At 32.2% G+C, this 21822-nt stretch carries 18 protein-coding genes; 2 read left to right on the top strand and 16 right to left on the bottom strand.

Going from position 1 to position 21822, the window contains the following annotated elements; all coding sequences use genetic code 11:
* The first annotated feature begins 55 nt into the window (after positions 1–55).
* Complete coding sequence (locus ACQ629_RS00935; RefSeq protein WP_483706060.1) at positions 56–361, top strand: DUF6787 family protein; 306 nt, start codon at positions 56–58, stop codon at positions 359–361.
* A 114-nt stretch (positions 362–475) separates the two neighbouring features.
* Here the strand turns inward: ACQ629_RS00935 and ACQ629_RS00930 are convergent, their stop codons facing one another.
* The 9 genes from ACQ629_RS00930 to ACQ629_RS00890 form a co-directional block, all read right to left on the bottom strand.
* Positions 476–1330 carry a mechanosensitive ion channel family protein gene (locus tag ACQ629_RS00930; RefSeq protein WP_483706058.1) on the bottom strand — a complete coding sequence of 285 codons (855 nt, stop codon included), beginning with the start codon at positions 1328–1330 and terminating at the stop codon, positions 476–478.
* Positions 1330–4044, bottom strand: a complete 2715-nt coding sequence (locus ACQ629_RS00925) for a DNA gyrase/topoisomerase IV subunit A (protein WP_483706056.1) — start codon at positions 4042–4044, stop codon at positions 1330–1332. The genes ACQ629_RS00930 and ACQ629_RS00925 overlap by 1 nt, the downstream gene beginning before the upstream one ends.
* An 18-nt stretch (positions 4045–4062) precedes the next feature.
* Entirely contained in the window at positions 4063–4251 is a 189-nt protein-coding gene (locus tag ACQ629_RS00920; RefSeq protein ID WP_483706054.1) for a hypothetical protein, read from the bottom strand.
* Between the two features lie 19 nt (positions 4252–4270).
* Positions 4271–6130 (bottom strand): DNA topoisomerase IV subunit B, encoded by a 1860-nt coding sequence (locus ACQ629_RS00915; RefSeq protein ID WP_483706052.1) that lies wholly within the window; start codon positions 6128–6130, stop codon positions 4271–4273.
* A gap of 136 nt (positions 6131–6266) precedes the next feature.
* A complete protein-coding gene (gene guaB, locus ACQ629_RS00910) occupies positions 6267–7742 on the bottom strand; it encodes an IMP dehydrogenase (protein WP_483706050.1) in 1476 nt (491 codons plus the stop codon).
* Positions 7743–7966: 224 nt separating this feature from the next.
* Positions 7967–8176, bottom strand: a complete 210-nt coding sequence (locus ACQ629_RS00905; RefSeq protein WP_483706048.1) for a YgaP family membrane protein — start codon at positions 8174–8176, stop codon at positions 7967–7969.
* 15 nt (positions 8177–8191) lie between these two features.
* Positions 8192–11386, bottom strand: coding sequence for an efflux RND transporter permease subunit (locus tag ACQ629_RS00900; RefSeq protein ID WP_483706046.1), 3195 nt, complete (start codon positions 11384–11386; stop codon positions 8192–8194).
* Between the two features lie 293 nt (positions 11387–11679).
* Positions 11680–12756, bottom strand: a complete 1077-nt coding sequence (locus ACQ629_RS00895; RefSeq protein ID WP_483706044.1) for an efflux RND transporter periplasmic adaptor subunit — start codon at positions 12754–12756, stop codon at positions 11680–11682.
* 116 nt (positions 12757–12872) lie between these two features.
* Entirely contained in the window at positions 12873–14180 is a 1308-nt protein-coding gene (locus ACQ629_RS00890) for a TolC family protein (RefSeq protein WP_483706042.1), read from the bottom strand.
* Between the two features lie 133 nt (positions 14181–14313).
* Here ACQ629_RS00890 and ACQ629_RS00885 point away from each other — a divergent pair, with 133 nt between their 5' ends.
* Positions 14314–15312, top strand: coding sequence for a metal-dependent hydrolase (locus ACQ629_RS00885; protein WP_483706040.1), 999 nt, complete (start codon positions 14314–14316; stop codon positions 15310–15312).
* Between the two features lie 15 nt (positions 15313–15327).
* Here the strand turns inward: ACQ629_RS00885 and ACQ629_RS00880 are convergent, their stop codons facing one another.
* The 7 genes from ACQ629_RS00880 to ACQ629_RS00850 form a co-directional block, all read right to left on the bottom strand.
* Entirely contained in the window at positions 15328–15909 is a 582-nt protein-coding gene (locus ACQ629_RS00880; RefSeq protein WP_483706038.1) for a methyltransferase domain-containing protein, read from the bottom strand.
* A gap of 45 nt (positions 15910–15954) precedes the next feature.
* Complete coding sequence (locus ACQ629_RS00875; RefSeq protein WP_483706036.1) at positions 15955–16458, bottom strand: hypothetical protein; 504 nt, start codon at positions 16456–16458, stop codon at positions 15955–15957.
* On the bottom strand, positions 16459–16995 hold the full coding sequence (locus tag ACQ629_RS00870) for an FMN-binding protein (protein ID WP_483706034.1): 537 nt from the start codon (positions 16993–16995) through the stop codon (positions 16459–16461). It lies immediately after the preceding gene.
* Positions 16996–17099: 104 nt separating this feature from the next.
* Complete coding sequence (locus ACQ629_RS00865) at positions 17100–18266, bottom strand: hypothetical protein (RefSeq protein WP_483706032.1); 1167 nt, start codon at positions 18264–18266, stop codon at positions 17100–17102.
* Between the two features lie 149 nt (positions 18267–18415).
* On the bottom strand, positions 18416–19963 hold the full coding sequence (locus ACQ629_RS00860; protein WP_483706030.1) for a bifunctional metallophosphatase/5'-nucleotidase: 1548 nt from the start codon (positions 19961–19963) through the stop codon (positions 18416–18418).
* 33 nt (positions 19964–19996) lie between these two features.
* Positions 19997–20800: a hypothetical protein gene (locus tag ACQ629_RS00855; protein ID WP_483706028.1), complete on the bottom strand. Its 804-nt coding sequence runs from the start codon at positions 20798–20800 to the stop codon at positions 19997–19999.
* A gap of 6 nt (positions 20801–20806) precedes the next feature.
* Positions 20807–21664 (bottom strand): hydroxymethylglutaryl-CoA lyase, encoded by an 858-nt coding sequence (locus ACQ629_RS00850; protein ID WP_483706026.1) that lies wholly within the window; start codon positions 21662–21664, stop codon positions 20807–20809.
* Positions 21665–21822 lie beyond the last annotated feature (158 nt).

Below are 21822 nucleotides of genomic sequence, written 5' to 3'. Positions count from 1 at the left end.
TATCAAAAAGGGCAAACATTTGTTTGCCCTTTTTCTTTTAACTATTTTTGCCGCCATGGAAAAACTAAAACAACGTTGGGGTTTAGAAACTACTTGGGATGTAATTGCGGTACTAATCGTATTTTCTATTAATGGTTCGTTTGCTTCTTGGGTAGCAAAACCTATTACCGCTTTTTTTGGGCTTTCTACTGATGCTACTTCGCCTTGGTTGTATTGGCCTTTACGTATTTTACTTATTTTTCCTATTTACCAAACTACGTTACCTATTGTTGGTTGGTTATTTGGTCAGTTTAAATTCTTTTGGGCTTTCGAAAAGAAATTTTTAAGTCGTTTAGGTTTAGGTTTTCTTTTTAAAGACTAATAATTAAATCGATTAAAATAATCTCTACTTTATAAATATTTAGTTGGCTACTTTTTATAACAATTGTATTTAAAGAAAATTAAATACGTAGTAAAAAGATAGCTAAAAGATCGTTTACACCTTTACTACTTTATAAATGGGTATTGGTAATGCTACTCCTTCAGCCAAAAAGCGTTTATGAACTGCTTCTTTTAAAGCACATTTGGTTTTAAATTCTTGAAATGGTTCATTCAACCAAACATAAGCCCTCAAATGTATATGATCTGTATACACATCTATTACTCGAACATCTACTTGATTTGTATCAATCATTACCTGCTCTGGTGTTCTAAAATCAATAACGGTAGGAAGCTTAATTGCTTCTTCTTGAATAATTTTTCGGGCTAAATCTATATCCGCCTTTAGGCCTAATTTAAAATTATTAAAGCTTAATACATGTGAGTCTTCAATAGTATGGTTTAAAACAGAATCGGTACTTATTACTGAATTTGGTATAATTAATCGTTTATTTTCAAAATTATTAATTACTGTATGTCGCAATGTAATATCTTCAACAATACCAACTCTCGTGTCATCTAACCTAATATAATCACCTACACGAAACGGTCGGAAAATAACAATAAAAGCTCCTGCTATTAAATTAGATAAAGCTGCTTGTGCGGCAAAACCAATGATTGCTGCCAATATACCTGCTCCTGAAAAAATTAAAGTTGCCTTACTTCTAAAAGCAGGCACCGTCATAATAATATAGATGATACCAAAAAGACCTAGAAAAAATTTTACTGAATTACGTAAAAACAAAATACTTGTTTTACCATAACGATCTATTTTTCTACGTTTTATTATCTGAACAATTACATAACGTACAATTCTAGACAATACCCAAGCAACAAAAACAACGACTAATATATAACCTAAAGTTCCAAAAAAAGAATCTAAGTTAAAATGATATTTGAATAACTTATCCATTAAAATAATGCAGTTTGACTATCATCATCCTCTTCTGTTTGCTTTTTCTTTTTTTGAAGCGCGCGCTCTAAAGCTTTTTTTGCTTTATCTTCCTTAGAATTTACAAAATCTTTGGTAGCTACTTCTTCAATATCTAAAGGTAAACTTTTTTCAGTGATTTCCTCTTCTTCGTTTACTTCAATATCTTCAACTTTTTCTTCTTCAGGTTCTTCGTATGGTAATGAATCTAATAAATTAACAGTACGAATTTTATCGGTTGTTAGTTGATTTCCTTGTGCTTTAATACCTTTTATGGCGATGAAATCTTCAAAATTTATATCAATTTTATCCAAACTCCGTTTAGAAAATAACACCTCAGCCATTGGGCGATAATCAGTAGAAACAATCTCTAATTTCGATTTTTCTGTTTCAGAAATAAACAATTCTTCTTTATCTGTGGCTTCAATTAAAAAACGTTTTACATAATAACGTTCTTTTTCACCATCAAAATAAACAGCAGAAATTGGTTTATTTGGCTTCCATTTTTCTAGCACAATCATGTCATTTTCAAAATGCATTGATAAATCTGGAGATACCGCTTTAATCTTACCTGATTGTGTTGCTATTAAAATTTTATCTTCTGCTCTAAACTCCCCTAACAATTCACCTCTATTATCAACATTTAAACGTTGTACGGCATCATCAAACCATATTTTACGAGGCTTTAAGGTTGATACTCCGGCTGATTTAAAATCAATTTTTCTAATGGCGAATTTGGTTATTTGATTACCACGAACTGCTCTCCCTTTTATAGCTAAATCCGAAAAATCAATATCCCACTTTAATTTTTTAATACTACCAACAGCACGAAGATTTATGGTTACAACTTCAGCTTCTCCATTCGGATTTGCTGTGAAATACAACATTTTTGAATCTTTATTTCCTGCTGTTAAATCGTACTCTTTATCGCGTGTTACACTAGTTACATTAAAACGCTTCATATAACTCGGCCCTTTTGCACCATCTTTGTACATCATATTGTACACAGTACGCCTGTCTTTCTTTTTAAAGATTGCAATATGAATAATATCTTTACCTACAAAGGTTTTAGCTGCCACTTTGGTAACTATCATTTTACCATCACTTTTAAAAATGATGATATCATCAATATCAGCACACTCCGTAACGTATTCATCTTTTTTAAGTGAAGTACCTACAAAACCTTCTTCTCTATTCACATAAAGTTTAGTGTTTCGCATTACTACTTTCGTAGCAACGATATCATCAAAAATTCTGATTTCTGTTTTACGCTCACGGCCTTTACCGTACTTCGTTTTTAGGTTTTTAAAATAATTAATAGCAAACTCTATTAAATTATCTAAGTAATTCTTTACCTCAGCTATTTTTTCTTCTAAACCTTCAATATGCTGTTTGGCTTTGTCAATATCGAATTTAGAAATTTTCTTAATTCTAATTTCTGTTAAACGAACAATATCTTCTTCGTTTATTGCTCTTTTTAAATGTTTAATATGAGGCTGCAAACCTTTATCAATAGCCTCAATTACACCTTGCCAAGTTTCTACCTCTTCAATATCGCGGTAGATTCTATTTTCAATAAAAATTCGTTCTAAAGATGCAAAATGCCATTGCTCTTGTAATTCATTTAATTGAATTTCTAATTCGCTTTTAAGCAACTTAACCGTTAAATCTGTAGAATGCTTTAACATTTCTGAAACTCCTACAAAAACAGGTTTATTATCTTCAATAGTACACGATAGTGGTGATATTGAATTTTCGCAATTCGTAAATGCATATAATGCATCAATTGTTTTATCTGGAGATATTCCCGCAGGCAAATGGACTAAAATTTCTACATTAGCAGCTGTATTGTCTTCAATTTTTTTAATCTTTATCTTCCCCTTTTCATTTGCTTTTAAAATACTATCAATTAAAGTTGTAGTAGTCGTAGCAAACGGAATTTCAGTAATTACTAAGGTCTTTTTATCTAATTGAGAAATTTTTGCTCTAACACGAACCTTTCCTCCTCTTATACCATCATTATAATTGGTGAAATCTGCAATTCCACCTGTTAAAAAATCAGGCACAATTGTAAAACTCTTTCCTTTTAAGTATTTGATAGAAGCATCTATCAATTCATTAAAATTATGCGGTAATATTTTTGTTGATAAACCTACTGCAATTCCCTCTGCTCCTTGTGCTAATAATAAAGGAAACTTTACCGGTAAATCTATAGGTTCTTTTCTTCTACCATCATACGATTGCTTCCAATCGGTTGTTTTAGGGTTAAAAACAACTTCTAAAGCAAATTTTGATAAACGAGCTTCTATATAACGAGAAGCGGCTGCGCGGTCACCTGTTAAGATATTACCCCAGTTACCCTGCATATCAATCAGCAACTCTTTCTGACCAATTTGCACCATTGCATCTGCTATAGAAGCATCTCCGTGTGGGTGATACTGCATGGTATGCCCAACAATGTTCGCTACCTTGTTGTAACGCCCATCATCTAAATCTTTCATAGAATGCATTATTCTACGCTGTACAGGTTTTAATCCGTCTTCTAAAGACGGAACAGCTCTTTCTAAAATTACATACGAAGCATAATCTAAAAACCATTCTTTATACATTCCGGTAACTTTCGTTATCGTCTCTGTATTTTCAATTGGTTGATTTAGCTCTTCGTCGTGCTCGTAATTATTATTTTCTTCACTCATTGAATAATGGGTATTCTTTTAAGAGTTATTGTTTTTTTTATTGAGAATAAAAATGATAGCAAAAACTACTGTTGCCACTAACATGTTTATATAATGCTTGCTATTAATTTGCCAAGCTAAATTATTAAAATCAACATTTAATAAATTGATAAAAAAAATTGTAAAGGCTATAATTAAGTATATTCTTGCTCTTCTTTCTTTATTCATTTTTACTTAAATATTTTTTTTAAACTTCATCTTCAATAACATCTAATTCAACTTTTAAATTCTCGATGATAAACTTTTGTCTGTCTGGAGTGTTCTTCCCCATATAGAATTCCAGCATTTGCTCTATCGACATTTCTTTATCTAACATAACAGGATCTAAACGAATATCGTCTCCAATAAAATGTACAAACTCGTTTGGTGAAATTTCCCCTAATCCCTTAAATCGAGTAATCTCTGGTTTTCCTCTTAACTTCTCTATCGCTTCTCGTTTCTCCTCTTCTGAATAACAGTAATAGGTATCTTTTTTATTACGGACTCTAAACAACGGAGTTTCTAAAATATATAAATGACCTTCTTTAATTACCTCTGGAAAGAATTGTAAAAAGAACGTTATTAATAATAAACGAATATGCATACCATCAACATCAGCATCGGTCGCAATTACAATGTTGTTGTAACGTAAGTCTTGTATACCTTCTTCTATATTTAAAGCAGCTTGTAATAAATTAAACTCTTCGTTTTCATATACAATCTTCTTACTTAATCCATAAGAATTTAAAGGTTTCCCTTTTAAACTAAAAACTGCTTGTGTATTTACATTTCTAGATTTTGTGATAGATCCAGATGCTGAATCTCCCTCGGTAATAAATAGTGTTGATTCTAGATACGCGTCTTTTTTTGTGTCTCCTAAATGGACTCTACAATCTCGCAATTTCTTATTATGTAAACTTGATTTCTTAGCTCTGTCTTTAGCTAACTTTCGTATTCCCGATAATTCTTTACGCTCTTTCTCTGCTTGTATAATTTTACGTTGTAGCTTATCTGCTGTTTCTACATTTTTATGTAAGTAATTATCTAACTGTGTTTTTAAAAAATCATTTATATATGTTCGTACGGTTGGTAAACCGTCTCCCATTTCAGTAGATCCTAGTTTTGTTTTTGTTTGACTTTCAAAAATAGGCTCCATCACTTTAATAGCAATTGCCGAAATAATTGATTTACGAATATCTGAGGCTTCAAAATTCTTACCGTAAAACTCACGAATTGTTTTTACAATAGCTTCTCTAAATGCTGCTTGATGCGTACCTCCTTGCGTAGTATGTTGTCCATTTACAAACGAATGGTATTCTTCTGAATATTGTGTTTTACTGTGTGTGATAGCAACTTCTATATCATCTCCTTTTAAATGGATAATTGGATACAACATATCATCTTGACTGTTGTTATCTTCCAATAAATCTTTTAATCCGTTTTCTGATATATATTTTTCGCCGTTAAAAACAATCGTTAAACCTGTGTTTAAATACACATAGTTTTTAAGCATTTTAGCAACATACTCGTTTCTAAATTTATAATTTTTAAAAATAGCTTCATCAGGTATAAAAGATACTTTTGTTCCTTTTCTACGAGATGATTCTTCTAAAAACTCTTGATCGGTTAAATTACCTTGTGAAAATTCTGCTGCTGCAGATTTACCATCTCTTGATGATTCTACCCTGAAAAATGAAGACAACGCATTCACGGCTTTGGTACCTACACCATTTAAACCTACCGATTTTTTAAATGCTTTAGAGTCGTACTTTCCTCCCGTATTCATTTTAGAAACTACATCAACTACTTTTCCTAAAGGAATACCACGACCGTAATCTCTAACAATAACTTTATTCCCTTGAATAGAAATTTCGATGGTTTTACCGGCTCCCATCACATATTCGTCAATAGAGTTGTCTAAAACCTCTTTTACCAAAATATAAATTCCGTCGTCGGCAGACGAACCATCACCTAGTTTACCTATGTACATTCCCGGTCGCATACGAATGTGTTCTTTCCAATCGAGCGAGCGAATATTATCTTCGGTGTATTTTGTTTCTTGAGTCATAAAAAATTGAGGAAATTGAAGTCTCTGCTAAAGTAGTATTTACTCTTTAAAAAACAAAAAAACTCTGTTGAATTAGTTTTCAACAGAGTTTAAAATTTATTGAGTTACTTCACTTCATTAGCAATGACAGTGATTTCTATCTTCTACTATAATTCGGAGCTTCTTTTGTAATTGCTACATCATGAGGATGGCTTTCATTTATTCCGCTTGAAGTAATACGCACAAACTTACCTGTGTTTTGTAAAGTTTCTACATCTTTAGATCCACAATAGCCCATACCTGCTCGTAAACCACCAACAAACTGATGAATACTTTCTTCTAAATCTCCTTTATATGGCACACGACCAACAATACCTTCTGGTACTAATTTTTTAATATCATCTTCAACATCCTGAAAATAACGATCTTTAGAACCTTCTTTCATTGCTTCAACAGATCCCATTCCTCTATACGACTTAAACTTACGTCCTTCATAGATAATCGTTTCACCTGGTGATTCTTTAGTTCCTGCTAATAAAGATCCTAACATAACACAATCTGCACCTGCAGCAATCGCTTTCGGAATATCTCCTGTATAACGGATTCCTCCATCTGCAATTACTGGTATACCGCTTCCTTTTATTGCTGCTGCAACTTCTAACACTGCTGAAAACTGAGGAAAACCTACACCTGCAACTACACGAGTTGTACAAATAGAACCCGGTCCTATACCAACTTTTACTGCATCAGCTCCAGCTTCCACTAAATATTTAGCCGCCTCTGCCGTTGCTATATTCCCAACAATTACATCTAAGTCTGGAAACTTTACTTTTACTTCTTTTAAAACAGTAACCACACCTTTTGTATGTCCGTGTGCTGTATCTATAATAACCGCATCTACACCTGCTTTTACTAAAGCTTCTGCTCTATCAACAGCGTCTGCAGTAACACCTAATGCAGCTGCAACACGTAAACGTCCGTAAGTATCTTTATTTGCTATTGGTTTTTGAGTAACTTTTGTAATATCTCTAAAAGTAATTAACCCTGAAAGTTTATAATTATCGTCTACAATTAATAATTTTTCAATTTTATTTTCTTGTAAAATACTTTCAGCTGATTTTAATGAAGTTCCTACTGCTGCAGTAACCAAATTTTCCTTGGTCATTACCTCAACAATAGCTCTATCATTTTTATGCTCGAAACGCAAATCACGATTAGTTACAATTCCTTTTAAAGTTCCGTTATCGTCAACAACCGGAATTCCGCCAATACTATGTTCTTTCATTAACATTTTAGCATCTAAAACAACGGCTGTTAATGGTAACGTAACCGGATCGATAATCATACCGCTTTCTGCACGTTTTACCTTACGAACTTCTTGAGCCTGTTGCTCGATAGTCATGTTTTTATGTAAAACACCTATACCTCCTTCTCTAGCCATAGCAATTGCCATTGCCGATTCGGTAACAGTGTCCATCGCTGCAGAAACGATAGGAACGTTAATTGTTATGTTTTTTGTAAATTTTGTTTGAATAGAAACTTCTCTTGGAAGTATTTCTGAATAAGCTGGTATTAATAAAACGTCATCGTACGTTAAACCTTCGCCTACTATTTTTGATTGGTGAGCTTGCATGTGCAATTAATTTAGTGTGTTGTTAATTAATTACGTGCAAATATACTATAAATAATGGCAACTCAATTTTAAATTAAGGTTAACAAAGTAATTTTACGCAATAATTATTTCTTCTTATTTTATTAGATTAAACTCCTATAAATAATGCCGCATTCTTCGAAAAAAATGCGGCATTATTACATATAAACTCATCAAAAACACAAATAGTTATTAAAAAACTAATGTTATTTAACACCACAACCTGCACCCTCTTTCCTGACACCTAACTTTACTAATATCGTTTCTAATAAACACCATTTTGTAAATGCAGACTGTATTAAATTTACACCTATAAAGACCGTAAACCACATCCATTTTGGACTAACATAAACCGAAAGCACCACGCTTAATAATACCATTACTCCAACAATTACTCTAAAATATGTATTTAACATTTTAATTAATTTTTATTATTTATAATTCTTTTTTTCTATCATATAATATACAAGAGGCACAACTAATAAAGTTAATACTGTAGACACTATAGTTCCCCCCATTAATGATATCGCCAATCCTTGAAAAATCGGATCAAACAGTATTACAAACGCACCAATAACAACCGTTCCTGCGGTTAATAAAATTGGGGTTGTACGTACTGCTCCTGATTCAATACACGCTTGTTTCAGCGGTACACCTTCTGCTGTTCTTAAGTTGATAAAATCAATCAATAACACCGAATTCCGAACCATAATCCCTGCTAGAGCAATCATACCAATAAAAGAAGTCGCTGTAAAAAAGGCGCCCATAATCCAGTGTCCTAAAATAATTCCGATTAACGATAATGGTATCGCAACCATCATAACGATTGGCGCTTTAAAGTTTTGAAACCAACCAACAATTAAAATATAAATCAAGATAATAGCTCCTAAAAAGGCAATTCCTAAATCTCTAAATACCTCCAAAGTAATTTGCCATTCTCCATCCCATTTTACCGTATAATTATCTTCAAAATCTGGCTGACCTAAATACATTTCGTTTAACTCATACCCTTTTGGTAACGGAATTTCTTTTAGTTTATCTTCCATTCCTAAAATAGCATACGCAGGGCTTTCTAATTCTCCTGCCATATCTGCCATCACATAAACCACACGTTTCTGATTTTTACGATAAATACTTTTTGCAGCAACAGTTTCTGTAATCGTTACCAAATCAGCTATTGCCACCATGTTTCCTTGTTTCGATCTTACTTTTAATTGTGAAATATCAGAAATAGTAGATTTTTCCTTTTCATCTAAAGTTAATACCAAACCTACTTGAATAACCGCGTTTTCATCATATAAATTAGTAATTGGTCTGCTAGACAACGCCATATTCATAGTATATGCAATTTGTTGTGGTGCCACACCGTACAACATGGCTTTTTCCTTGTTTATATCAAATTGATACTCCGTTTGATCGGCTTCCACCATCCAATCGATATCTACTACATCATCCGTGTTTTTTAAAATCTCTTGAACGCCATTGGCAATTTTAATTTGCTCGTTATAATCAGGTCCATATACTTCTGCAACAATCGTTGACAATACTGGAGGTCCTGGTGGTACTTCTACCAATTTAATATTAGCGTTATACTTTGCTGCAATTTTCTGAATGTCTGGACGCATTACTTTAGCAATTCCGTGACTTTGTATATCACGTTCACCTTTATCAATTAAATTCACTTGGATATCTGCCATATTGCTTCCTCCTCGTAAATCGTAATGACGTACCAAACCGTTAAACGTAATTGGTGCAGATGTACCAACATAATTTTGATAATTCACCACTTCTGGTCGCGTCGCTAAGTATTGCGACACTTCTTGTGCTACAACTCCTGTTCTTTCTAGCGTTGTGCCTTCAGGCATATCAATAACTACTTGGAACTCATTCTTGTTATCAAATGGTAACATTTTTACTGCCACCGAATTCGTAAAAAACAACACCATGGTTCCCATTAATACTACAAAAGTTCCTCCCAAAAATAACCAGCGTTTTCTTTTATTTTCTATTAACGGGCGTTCAAACTTGTTATAAATCTTATAAATAAGCGTGTCTTCAACAGCCTGTTCTGGTTTCTCTTCTGCTCCTTTTTTATCTTTTTCTCTTAAGAAAATATACCCTAAATAAGGGGTGATCGTTAAGGCTACAAATAAGGACAATATCATAGCAATAGACGCTCCTATTGGCATTGGCGCCATATATGGCCCCATTAACCCAGACACAAACGCCATAGGTAAAACAGATGCGATAACCGTAAATGTTGCTAAAATAGTTGGATTACCAACTTCATTAATCGCATACAAAGCAGCGTCTTTAAATGGTAAACGTTTCATTTTAAAATGCCTATGCATGTTTTCGGCAATAATAATGGAATCATCCACCACAATTCCTGTTACAAACACTAAAGCAAATAAGGTAATTCGGTTTAGCGTATAATCCATCATATAATAACTCAATAACGTTAAGGCAAACGTAATTGGCACCGATAAAAACACGACCAATCCACCACGCCACCCCATAGCTAGCATTACGACAAGGGTTACCGCAAATATAGACCCAATAAGATGCCACAGTAATTCCGATACTTTATGAGACGCTGTTTCACCATAATTTCTGGTAACCTCAACATGTACATCATCCGGAATTAAAGTACTACGTAAATGATCTACTTTATCAATAATTACATCAGCAATTTTCATGGCATCTGCACCTTTCCGTTTCGCAACCGAAATAGTTACTGCAGGATATTCCGACTTATAATCAACCGATTTCACACTTCCTTTTCCGTAACCTAAACTCACATAATTTTGTGGTACTTCTGGTCCATCAATAATTTTTGCTACTTGCTTTAAATAAATAGGCTGATTCTGTTGCACACCAACCACCAAATTTTCAACATCTGTAACCGAAGCTAAAAAAGCACCTGTATTTACCAAAAACTCAGTATCATTTTTATCAAAACTACCAGCACTTAATTGACTATTATTTGCTTTAATCATTTCAGACACCGACAAGAAACCCAATCCGCTAGCCGACAATTTATCCTTATCTAAAACCACACGTAATTGACGGTCACGACCTCCAATTTTATGCGTAATCGCCACATCGTTTATCTTCTTAATTTCGGCTTCCAATTCTTGAGCCATTTGGTTTAATTGGTAATCGTCATAATTTTCACTCCACAACGTTAAACCTAACATTGGCACATCGTCAATCGCACGGGTTTTTACTAACGGAAACGTCACACCTGCTGGCATTTGATCCATGTGCTTGTTAATCTCATTGTATAATTTAACGAAAGAACGCTCAATATCTTCGCCAACATAAAACTGCACGATGACCATTCCTTGTTCTTTCATGGACGTAGAATACACGTATTCCACCCCTTTGATATTCGAAATTAATTGCTCTAATGGCTTAATCACTCGCGATTCTACTTCCGTTGGACTTGCACCTGGGTAGCCTACAAAAATATCTGCCATAGGCACATCAATCTGCGGCTCTTCTTCACGCGGAATTAAAAACGAACTATATACACCAACTACCATAAACACAATCATCAACAGTATTGTTAACTTCGATTGCATAAAGACTTTGGCTATTTTACCTGCGATTCCTTCTTTCATTATTTTAACTTTTTTTATTCCCACGACAGTGGAAATTTTTATATTTTGGGCGTTTTAACAGGCTATCCACTGTATCTTTTTTATCTGTCATTGCGAAGTAAATTTTTTATTAACCGTGACCATCTCTTAATCGATTGGAAGATTACCACGTCGTTGAACTCCTCGTAATGACATTTTATTTATTAAATAAAAAAGGATGTCGTTTCTATCCCTAACGCAATTCATCACTATTATTAATCAATCTCCTTTAAATACACACTTTCCTCTAAATAAAACTGTAAACCTAATTCTGCCTACTTAAGACTAACTTTCGCGCCATTAAACAATTTACCTTCCGCAGAAACAATGAATGCTTCGTCTGCATTTAAACCAGATAACACTTCTACTTGATCTCCAAAAGTTCTACCTAAACGCAACCAACGTAATAATGCTGTATTGCTTTGGCTTACGGTATAGACTCCGGATAATTGCCCGTTTGTTATAATAGCTTCATTTGGTATTAAAACCATTGATGACGTTGCTTTTCTTTCCACAGGAAATTGAACTGTTGTAAACATCCCTGATAAAATATTAACTTCTGTTTTATCTAAATCTATTTTTACTAAATATTGCCCTCCAGTATTTTTAGCTGAAGTGCTTACTTCTTTTACTTTTCCTTTTAAGGTTTTATTAATCGATTTAACCAATACATCAACTGTAATTTCTTTTTTAATTGCAGAAATTTCAGTTTCAGGAACCATTGCCATCACTTCAAAATCCCCTGATGTTTCAATACTTATTAATGACACACCTGGATTAGCCATATTACCAGCTTCTACATTTTTACTAGTTACTGTTCCGCTAAAAGGCGCCGTAATATTACTATAAGTAAACTGTGCATTTATTTCGTTTTTCATTTGATTAGCTCCTTCTACTCTAGCTTTTGCCATTTCGTAATTCGCAGTCATATCATCCATCTCTTTTTGAGACGCACTTTTGTCTGCAAACAAATTTTTAAAACGGTTGTAATCTTTTTGAGCATTGCTTAAAGCAGCATTAGCTTCAGTTATTCCGGCATTTACTTGCGCTCTTTTGGCTTGTAAATCACTATTATTTATAGAAACTAATAATTGTCCTTTACGCACTTTGTCTCCTATGTTTACATGTACTTTATTAACGTAACCCATCATTCTAGTACTTAAATCTGCACTATTAGTAGCCTGTATTTTACCGCTTATAGATAAAAAAGGGCTATTCCCATTTACTGCTACTTGACTCGTTTTTACGCTAATTGCTGGCGAATTATCTACAACTGGTTTTTTGTCTTCGCTACCACAACTCGCTACTAATAGCGCTACAGAAAGTGTTAGGATTGTATATGTTTTTTTCATGGTTGTTATTTTTTATTTAAGACACTTCGACTGCGCTCAGTGTGATGTTTTTTATCTAGGTCTCGACTGCGCTAAACCAGACAGTATTTTGTCTCCTCGAGCGCAGTCGAGAGATTTTATTCTTTAGTTAAAAATTGCAAGTAAGCTTGCGCATAATTGAATTCAAATATGGTTTGATAATATTCTAATTGTTTTTGTGAATATTTTGTTTCAGCCATTAATAAATCGGAAGTTTTTTCTAAACCTTCACTAAATCTATTTGTTCTAATACGTAAAGATTCTTCGGATTGTTTTAATGCTAAAGAGGTTAATTTCAATTTATTTTCAGCATCTAAAAAAGCACGTTTTACTTTGTTTAATTCTAAATTACTTTTAGAGATATATTGTTGGTATTCTAACATAGATTGCTCATATTTCGATTTACTTTTTTGAGCTTTTCCAAAACGTTTAGTCCCCTTAAAAATATCCCAGCTTAGTTGTGCTCCAAATAAATAACCATTTGCATCACCTTGAAAAATTTGGTCGTCATGCAACTCATAACTTGCAAAAGCATTCAAGCTTGGTAAAAAAGCCATTTTATCTGCTTTATTCATTGCATCAAAAGCTTTTGTTGCCAATTGCATCGCTTTAATATCTGCACGGTTTTTAGAAATCATTTTATCTTCTATTATAAAAGTTGAAACTACTAATTCATCAGTTGGTATGTAAACTACATAACTTTTGTCATTCATTAAGAAAGACAAATAATTAGACGCATTTTGCACATTGCTTTTAGCTGTTTGTAATTGGTTTTGAACTTCTGTTACACGTACTTCTACATTCAACACATCTACACGTTGCAAATAACCTTGCTTAAAACTATTATCTGCTAATTTTTGATTCGCATTTGCTGCTGTTAATGCTTTTTCTAAAACAGTAACTGCTTTATAAGCTAATTGTAATTGCATGTATGCTTTTTCTACTTCAAATATTAAATAATCTTGTGTCCGAGCTACTTTTAAAGACATAGCTTCTATTTTAGATTTTGCCGCTTTTCGTTGGTAAAGGCCATCTAAATTTAGTAATGGTTGCTGAATTGAAAACTTTGTTGTAAAATTTTCGATCTGAGAAGGATCGTTTAATAACGCAGGGTTAAAATCGTTTTGCTTTAAAATTTCCTGATTTAATTTAGCCCCAAAAGCCATTAATGGATTTGTTGTCACCATAGCTGTGTGACTTACTGTAATATTTGGCAAAAACAAAGCGTTAGTCTGGCTATAATCTGCTTTTGCCTGCTTAAATTCTTCTTTAGTTATCTTAATACTTGCGTTATTTTTAGAAACCTTAAATAAAACCTTCGTTTTTGTTATTGACACTAACTCTTGTGCTTGTATTGAGGTTACCAATGACAGAAAAGAAAGTATTAAAAAATTTATTTTTTTCATTACTATGTTATTTGATACTGCAAAAATAGGTCGATAAAAAACCTCTGGCAGTAACAAAGGTTACTTAACAAAAACTAGATTAAAGAAAGTATAAGGTATATTCTGATATACATATCTTATTTTTGATACCTATATGGATTCACTTACTCAAGTAATATTAGGTGCCGCTGTAGGCCAAGCTGTTCTAGGAAGAAAAATTGGTAACAAAGCCATTCTTTATGGTGCAATTGCAGGAACTGTTCCTGACTTAGATGTACTTACTTCATACTTTACAGATACAGTAACAGCACTTTCTGTCCATCGTGGGTTTACACATTCTATATTATTTTCTGTGCTCTTCGCTCCTGTTTTTGGTTGGTTGGTTTCTCGCTATGAGAAATACAAGAATTTTAAAAATTGGTCTTGGTTGTTTTTTTGGGCTTTTGTTACACATCCTATTTTAGATGCTCATACTACTTGGGGAACACAATTTTTTTGGCCTTTTGATATCCGACTAGCATTTAAAACCATATTTGTTATCGACCCGCTTTATACGGTTCCTTTTTTAGTTTTTCTACTATTAGCTATGAGGCAAAAACGAACAGCTAAAAAACGTCGCATTTATAATACAATTGGCTTAGTAGTAAGTTCCTCTTATTTAGTGCTTACATTTTTTTTAAAATGGATGGCTTTCAATCAATTTGAAACTGCTCTAAAAGCTCAAAACATCTCTTATTTACAATTAGACACCAGACCTTCACCAATGAATACCATTCTTTGGAGTGCTAACGTAGAAACAGAAAATGCTTATCTACTAGCCAATTATTCATTTTTTGATACACAACCTATTACTTTTAATTCTTATCCTAAAAATCATCATTTATTAGGAAACCTAGCTGATAATCAAAAAATAAAACAAATGATTGCTACTTCTGAAGGATGGTATACTATTACAAAAAAGGATGAAAACCTTTATTATAATGACTTACGATTTGGCCTTTTAAGTTTGAAGCCAAACTCTCAAAACTTTGTTTTTAAATATAAAATTACTGAAGATCGCTTAGGTAATATTCTTTTAAAAGAAGAACCTAAAGATAAGAGAGATGGCAAAAAATTACTATCAGAATTATGGATGCGTTTAAAAGGAAATTAAAGATAGTATTAAGAACTACTTTTTCTGGAGTATTACAAACAACTCCATACCCTTTCTATTATGATAAGAATTATAGCAAGGCTCCATTTTAGTTATATTGAAATAAGGCTTGAAGTAAGATAAATATTCTTCTTTATTTCCCCCAAAAGGCGGATGATCTTCATTTAGTTTTGCATCAAATAACAAACCGACTAATTTTCCGTTTTTATTAAGCAAATCATTCATTTTTGAAGCATATTTCACACGTAAATTCGGATCTATGGCGCAAAAAAAAGTTTGTTCGATTATTAAATCAAAAGTAAAATTTATATCAAAAAAATTAGCGTTAATTAATTGTGATAAAGGAAATACCGGAACTCTTTTCTTCAGGTTATCTAAAGGTTCCTTAGAAATATCAACTACAAAAATATTTTTAAATCCGTTATTAAAAAGATATTCTGCTTCGTAAGAATTTCCCCCTCCAGGAATTAAAATTTTTAATTCTTTGTTTTCTAATTGATCAAAAAAAGCTTTTAAAGGTGGAGAAATAGCACCTAAATCCCAACCAATCTTATTGGACTTATATTTATTTCCCCAAAAATTCGCAGATAAATCCATTTATTGAATATCTAGTTTTATAAATAAGAACTGATTCTGTACACTTTATTCTAAAGTCAACTTCCTATTTGATATCACTTGACTAAAGATCATTAAAACAGAGATTCCGAATGAAAGCGTCATCAATAAACCAGAAATCATAATAATATATTTCATCCAAGTAATACCTGTCCACATTAAATAGATACCTCCGAAAGTACAAATGATTGATATAAAGGGTTCAATCATTAAAAATAATTTTAATTTTTTATTGATACTTGTTGTTGATACAATGATAGCCAACAAAAAGAAAATTACCGAAAGCGATAAAATATGATTGTGTACTGTTGTTTTTATTTCTCCTGCTGATTTTTTAAATTTCATTGTGGTAGCCTCTTCAACATCTTCGTTACCTAAATAACGCTCTTCTATCCCCGTTGGATTAGAATTTGTCGTATCTCTAACAAATGATATTCCACCAAAAAAACCAATACTTAAAGTGCAAACAAAAGCTAGTATTAATAATTTTATTTCTTTCGGAAACTGATGAATTACGCCGTGAATTTGCATTTACAACACTTTATTTTGATGAAGGATTTCTAAATTTTGAAGAAAAGTATTAACTGCAATTGTCATTGATGAAGCGGAAATTGTTGCTCCTGAAATTGCTATAATATCTTTTTCGTATTTCAAAGTATCTTTTGATGTTTTACCTATAAACTGCTTTAACCAACGCTTACTACCAATTTCGCCACCATAATCCTCGCGATATATTAATATCTTCGTTTTCATGACGATTAATTCCTTGTCTAATAAAACTAAATAGTCAAATTCATCTGTTTTACTAGGTGCTTTATTAATAAAAGCAAATCCTAAAACTTTATCCTCTACTGTAATCTTTAGTAAATTTTCTTCAGAAATTTCACCTTTTAATTTATTGTTTACCGCTTCTGGAACAATTACTTTACTCAACGAAAACTCATCAACATTAAATGTTTTTTTAATTTCTTTTTCAACTTTTTTCTGTAAATTCTTAGGAACACTAAAAGATAGCAATCCTAATGAAGTAACTATAAATAAGAAAAGTAATAAAGTGCGAGTTTTCATACTGCAAAAATAATTAGAATTAGTCTAAATAAAAAACAAAAACCGAACCAAATTATAAAAACTTGGTTCGATCTCTACAAATAATAACAAACTTTTAATTTTAATTAGAACCAAACACCAAACCCTAAGTTTAATTGTTTGATTGTTTGACTTCCGTCAATTGCATTATTTTTAAACTGGTAATCTGCCTTAAATGCAGCACCTGGTGCTACTTTATACGTTAATCCAAACGTCCATTCATCACGATCATAAGCCAAATTTTTAGCTAAGCCACCTTCAGTAGAAGCATGTGTATTATAATCTTCGTAACGAGCAAATGCGAATAATTGTTGTTTTTTATCTTGGGCTAATAAATTATAGGCTGTCTCTAAGTACCATCCTTGTAAAGCGCTTCCTAAATCAGAACCGTAATAGGCATTATAGCCTTCACTATCTGTAACATTAGCATGAATAAACTGACCTCTTGCAGTAAAACGTTTGTATGCATAACGAGCATCTAAACCAATCATTGCAATACCTACGTCAGATCCATCAATATTTTCAATTGCTTTTTCAGATTGAGTTCTACCAAAGTATCCTGATAAACCTAAACGTAAACCTGGTAATCCGTAATAATCTAATTTCCCTGAGAAATTTACATTATTCATCATAGATTCAGCTCCTTTTTGGCGTCCGTTACGAAATCCGTTGCTACCTCCTAAATACTTACCATCATTATCAGAAGTAAAACCGTTAAAAACATATGCTTGGTAACGCAAAGATGCTTCATCCCATCTACCAGAAAGTCCTAAACCAATTTCTCTCCAAGTACTTGGTACAATCGATTTATCCATACTAGGTCTTTCAACACCGTTAAAAGTTGTTGGTTCATGGTATTCGTTTACAATACCCATTGGCACTAGCATTAAACCTGCTCTTAAGTTAATATTGTCTGTTAAACTATATTGTATAAAAGCTTGTTCTACGTATACTTCTTTTACGTGTTCAAACTCTAATTCTGTAATAAACTGTGTTCTTTCGTTAAATTTATAACCAAATAATACTACAACTCTGTGTACATCTAAATTTGCATTTTGTCCTGTAGCTCTGTTATAATGAGTTTCAGCATAACCACCTACAGTTAATCCTTTTTGACTTAAATTAGAAGACAAAAGGCGCTGTGCAGCATTTTGTTGACTTTGTGGGTTTGTAGGAATACTATCTTGTGGGGCTGATTGTGCTGTTGCGAATAATGATGCAGTTAATAACACTGCAAAAAATACTTTTTTCATCTTTATTTAGATTAACTTTAAATAATTAATTGTTTTACGGGTGCAAATGTAAAAGACTTAATCAATCTAACAAAGCTTATTAAGATTTATTTTAAATAAACTTTGTTACGTTATTTACAATAAATCTTAATAAGTTAAAAATCAAAAAGTTATTGTTTTATACTTTTAAGGTAGCTTATTACAGCTTTTCTAATATCGTAACTTAATTCTGTTGGTTTTGGTTTATAAACAGAAATAACGCCTGGGTTTTTATCAGATAAAGCAGGTATATCTAACCCTCTTAACAAATAATCTGAAAATGCAACGGAATATACTTTATCTAATTTTATAGGTTGATTAGCTATTTGCCAATCATCGTTTATTTTATTAGCATTGTAACGCTGTAAATAAGCTCCAGTACCTGCGGCATTAATACTATATTCTAAAACATCTTTTAGTAAACTTCCTTTTATATCAACCTTTAAAATTGCTCCACCATAAGGTAAAACTCTAAAAACATCTACTACATTTACTTCTCCCTCTAATACATCATCAATACGAACAGATCCTCCGTTTACTAAGGCACAATCTACTTTATTTTCATAGGCAAAACTCATTGCTTTAGTAATAAGTTGTCCCATATTAGTCTGCGTACTTCGTATGGTTGTTTCTGTAGCGTCTAAAGGTGTTTTTGAGTTATAAATTACTTCATACGGGTTCGGAACAATATCTTGAATTTTATTCTTTAAAACCTGCTGCCACTTGGTTACAACCGCTCCTACATTTTTATCTATAGGAATTTGATCGTTGATCTCTTTTAATTCCGATTTTAATTGCACTTTCTTTGTTACTGGGTCATATTCAAATCTATGAATGTAAGCCGTTTTTGCATTTGCATCTGCTTTTGCGATAGTTACATCTCCTACATTCTCGTAAGTATTAGTATGCTCATGCCCTCCCATTATTAAGGGAATATTAGGAAACATTTCAGCTACTTTTTTGTCTTGTTCTAATGTTAAATGCGTTAAACCTATAACAACATCAACATTATCTTTTATCTCATTATAAGCTCTTTGTATTTCTTCATACATATCTCCATAATACACATAACCTTTCGGGTTTGACGGAATACAAGCACTTATAAAACCTACTTTTAATTTTGTACCATCTTCATTATTAAATTCTTTAATAAAAGAATCTTTAAGGTTTTCTTTTTTCCCTTTAAGAATTTTATGGAAATAAGAGTGTTCTCCATCTTTATTATGTAATACATTTGAAGAAATCCAATCGAAATTACTTTCATTTAGTCTTTCTTGTAAACTAGTATAACTTAAGTCTAGCTCATGATTACCAAACGCCACGAGATCGAAACTCATCGCATTCATTACTTCAACCATTTGCCTACCTCTTACTCGAGATCCATCAACTTTCATGGTTCCGATTAATGAAGGATTCAAAAAATCTCCTGCCATAACAAGCAGGGTATTTTTATTTTCTTTCAATAAGTTTTGATGTACGGTTTCTACCCTAGCCATTCCGCCGAACTTACCTCCTTGAATAGGTGCTATTTCGTAAACGTCGTTTAATTGAAGTATATTAAAGTATGTTTTTCCTGCTTGTTTATTAAACTGATGAGCAGTTTTTGTGTTTTTATTAGAAGTACAACCAACTAGAAAAATTGTTAGTGTTATTGTAAATAGAATTTTAACTTGTTTCATTGAGTGTTTTTTAATGAAACAAATTTACATATTCTAATGAAGATATTTACGAGTATTTTGCCTAATCATCTTTCGATATGCTACCAACTCTGGAAATTGATAAAAGAAATTAATTTTTTTATGTGCAATCGTTTTAGGATTTCTAATTTTAGATCGTAAAACAAAGGCTGTCCAACTTTCTACAATATCCTCCTCAGGGCTTATAGCTGCATAATCAGTTAAAAATTCTGATGAATTATTTTGATATAAATCATATAATTTCTCAACACAATTCGCTTCAGTATAACAGTAATCTCTTTGAATAACATCCCAGTTATCTAATAAAGTACCTTTCCAAAATAAGTTAACAAACCTATTAATATAGCTACTTTTATAAGCTTCTCCTTCTAAAGTTAAGTACAACTCTCCTTCTTCTTGCTTCTCTTTTGCTGTTGGTCTTATTTGTGTTTTGTTTAACGTTAATAAATGCCCAAACTCATGAGTCATTGTATAAATAGACTCATATAATCTTTTTTTATTTCTAGATTTTAAGTTAACATCTTTAACATCTATTTCTAATTGCCATTTATCATTTCTAGAGTTTAAAGATACTAATGCACCTGTTTTCTCATCAATACCATCGGTCATTAAAACAATTCGCCTAACAAACCTTGTTGTTAACTCCTTTGGAAAAATTCTGTAGAACTCTTTCCAGTAATCGTTTGCTAAATCATTTTTATTAGACCTGTTTTTTATTAATCCTCCATTACGAATTTGCCATACTCCTACTCTTTCATCATTTTGTGATTGACAAAGTGATGCGAAAAATAAAAAAAGTATGATAATTTTAAACTTCATATTTTATTAAAAAACTTCAAGTGCTTTATTGTAAGCACTTTCAAAACTCATTGGTTTTATATTTGTTGCTACTTTATTTGCCGTAAAATAAGATAATAATTTTTCAGTTGGCATATTACCCGTTAAATCATCTTTTGCCATTGGGCAACCTCCATACCCCATAATGGCTCCATCAAAACGATGGCATCCTGCTTTAAAAGCTGCGTCTACCTTTTCATGCCATTTTGTTGGTGTAGTATGTAAATGAGCACCAAACTCTATTTGCGGGTAACTAGGTATTAGGTTTGAAAATAAATAATCAATATCCTTAGGTGTTGAGCTACCAACGGTGTCTGATAATGATAAGATTTTAACGCCTAAATTAGACAATTTCTCAGTCCACTCACCTACAATCTCAACACTCCATGGGTCTCCATACGGATTTCCAAAACCCATTGATAAATACGCTACTACTTCTTTATTAGTTCTGTTTGCTATCGCTAATACTTCTTTTAACGTATCTATTGATTGTTCAATTGTTTTGTGCGTATTACGCATTTGAAAGTTTTCTGATATAGAAAAAGGATACCCTAAATAATCTATCTCTTCAAACTGAGAAGCATCGTTCGCTCCTCTTACATTTGCTACAATTGATAATAACTTACTTCTTGTTGTTGATAAATCTAATTTTGATAAAACCTCGGCAGTATCTCTCATTTGAGGAATTGCTTTGGGTGATACAAAACTTCCAAAATCTATAGTATCAAACCCTACTTTTAATAGTGAATTGATATACTTTGCCTTTGCTTCTGTGGGAATAAAATGACTTTTGATTCCTTGCATTGCATCTCGCGGGCATTCTATAATTTTTACACTGTCAATCATTATGCCAAATATACATATTTTGATTCGTTTTATTAAATCTCTTCAATCTTTAACATATTAAAATAAACAAAATATAATTTACTTAATTACAGATTATTACCTTTATGAAGGTAACTTATTTAGAATAAATTTTTACTTTTATCAAAATAACTGTCACA

This window comes from Tenacibaculum sp. SM2510 (assembly GCF_057002845.1).
This window is presented reverse-complemented; position numbering and strand designations above follow the sequence as displayed.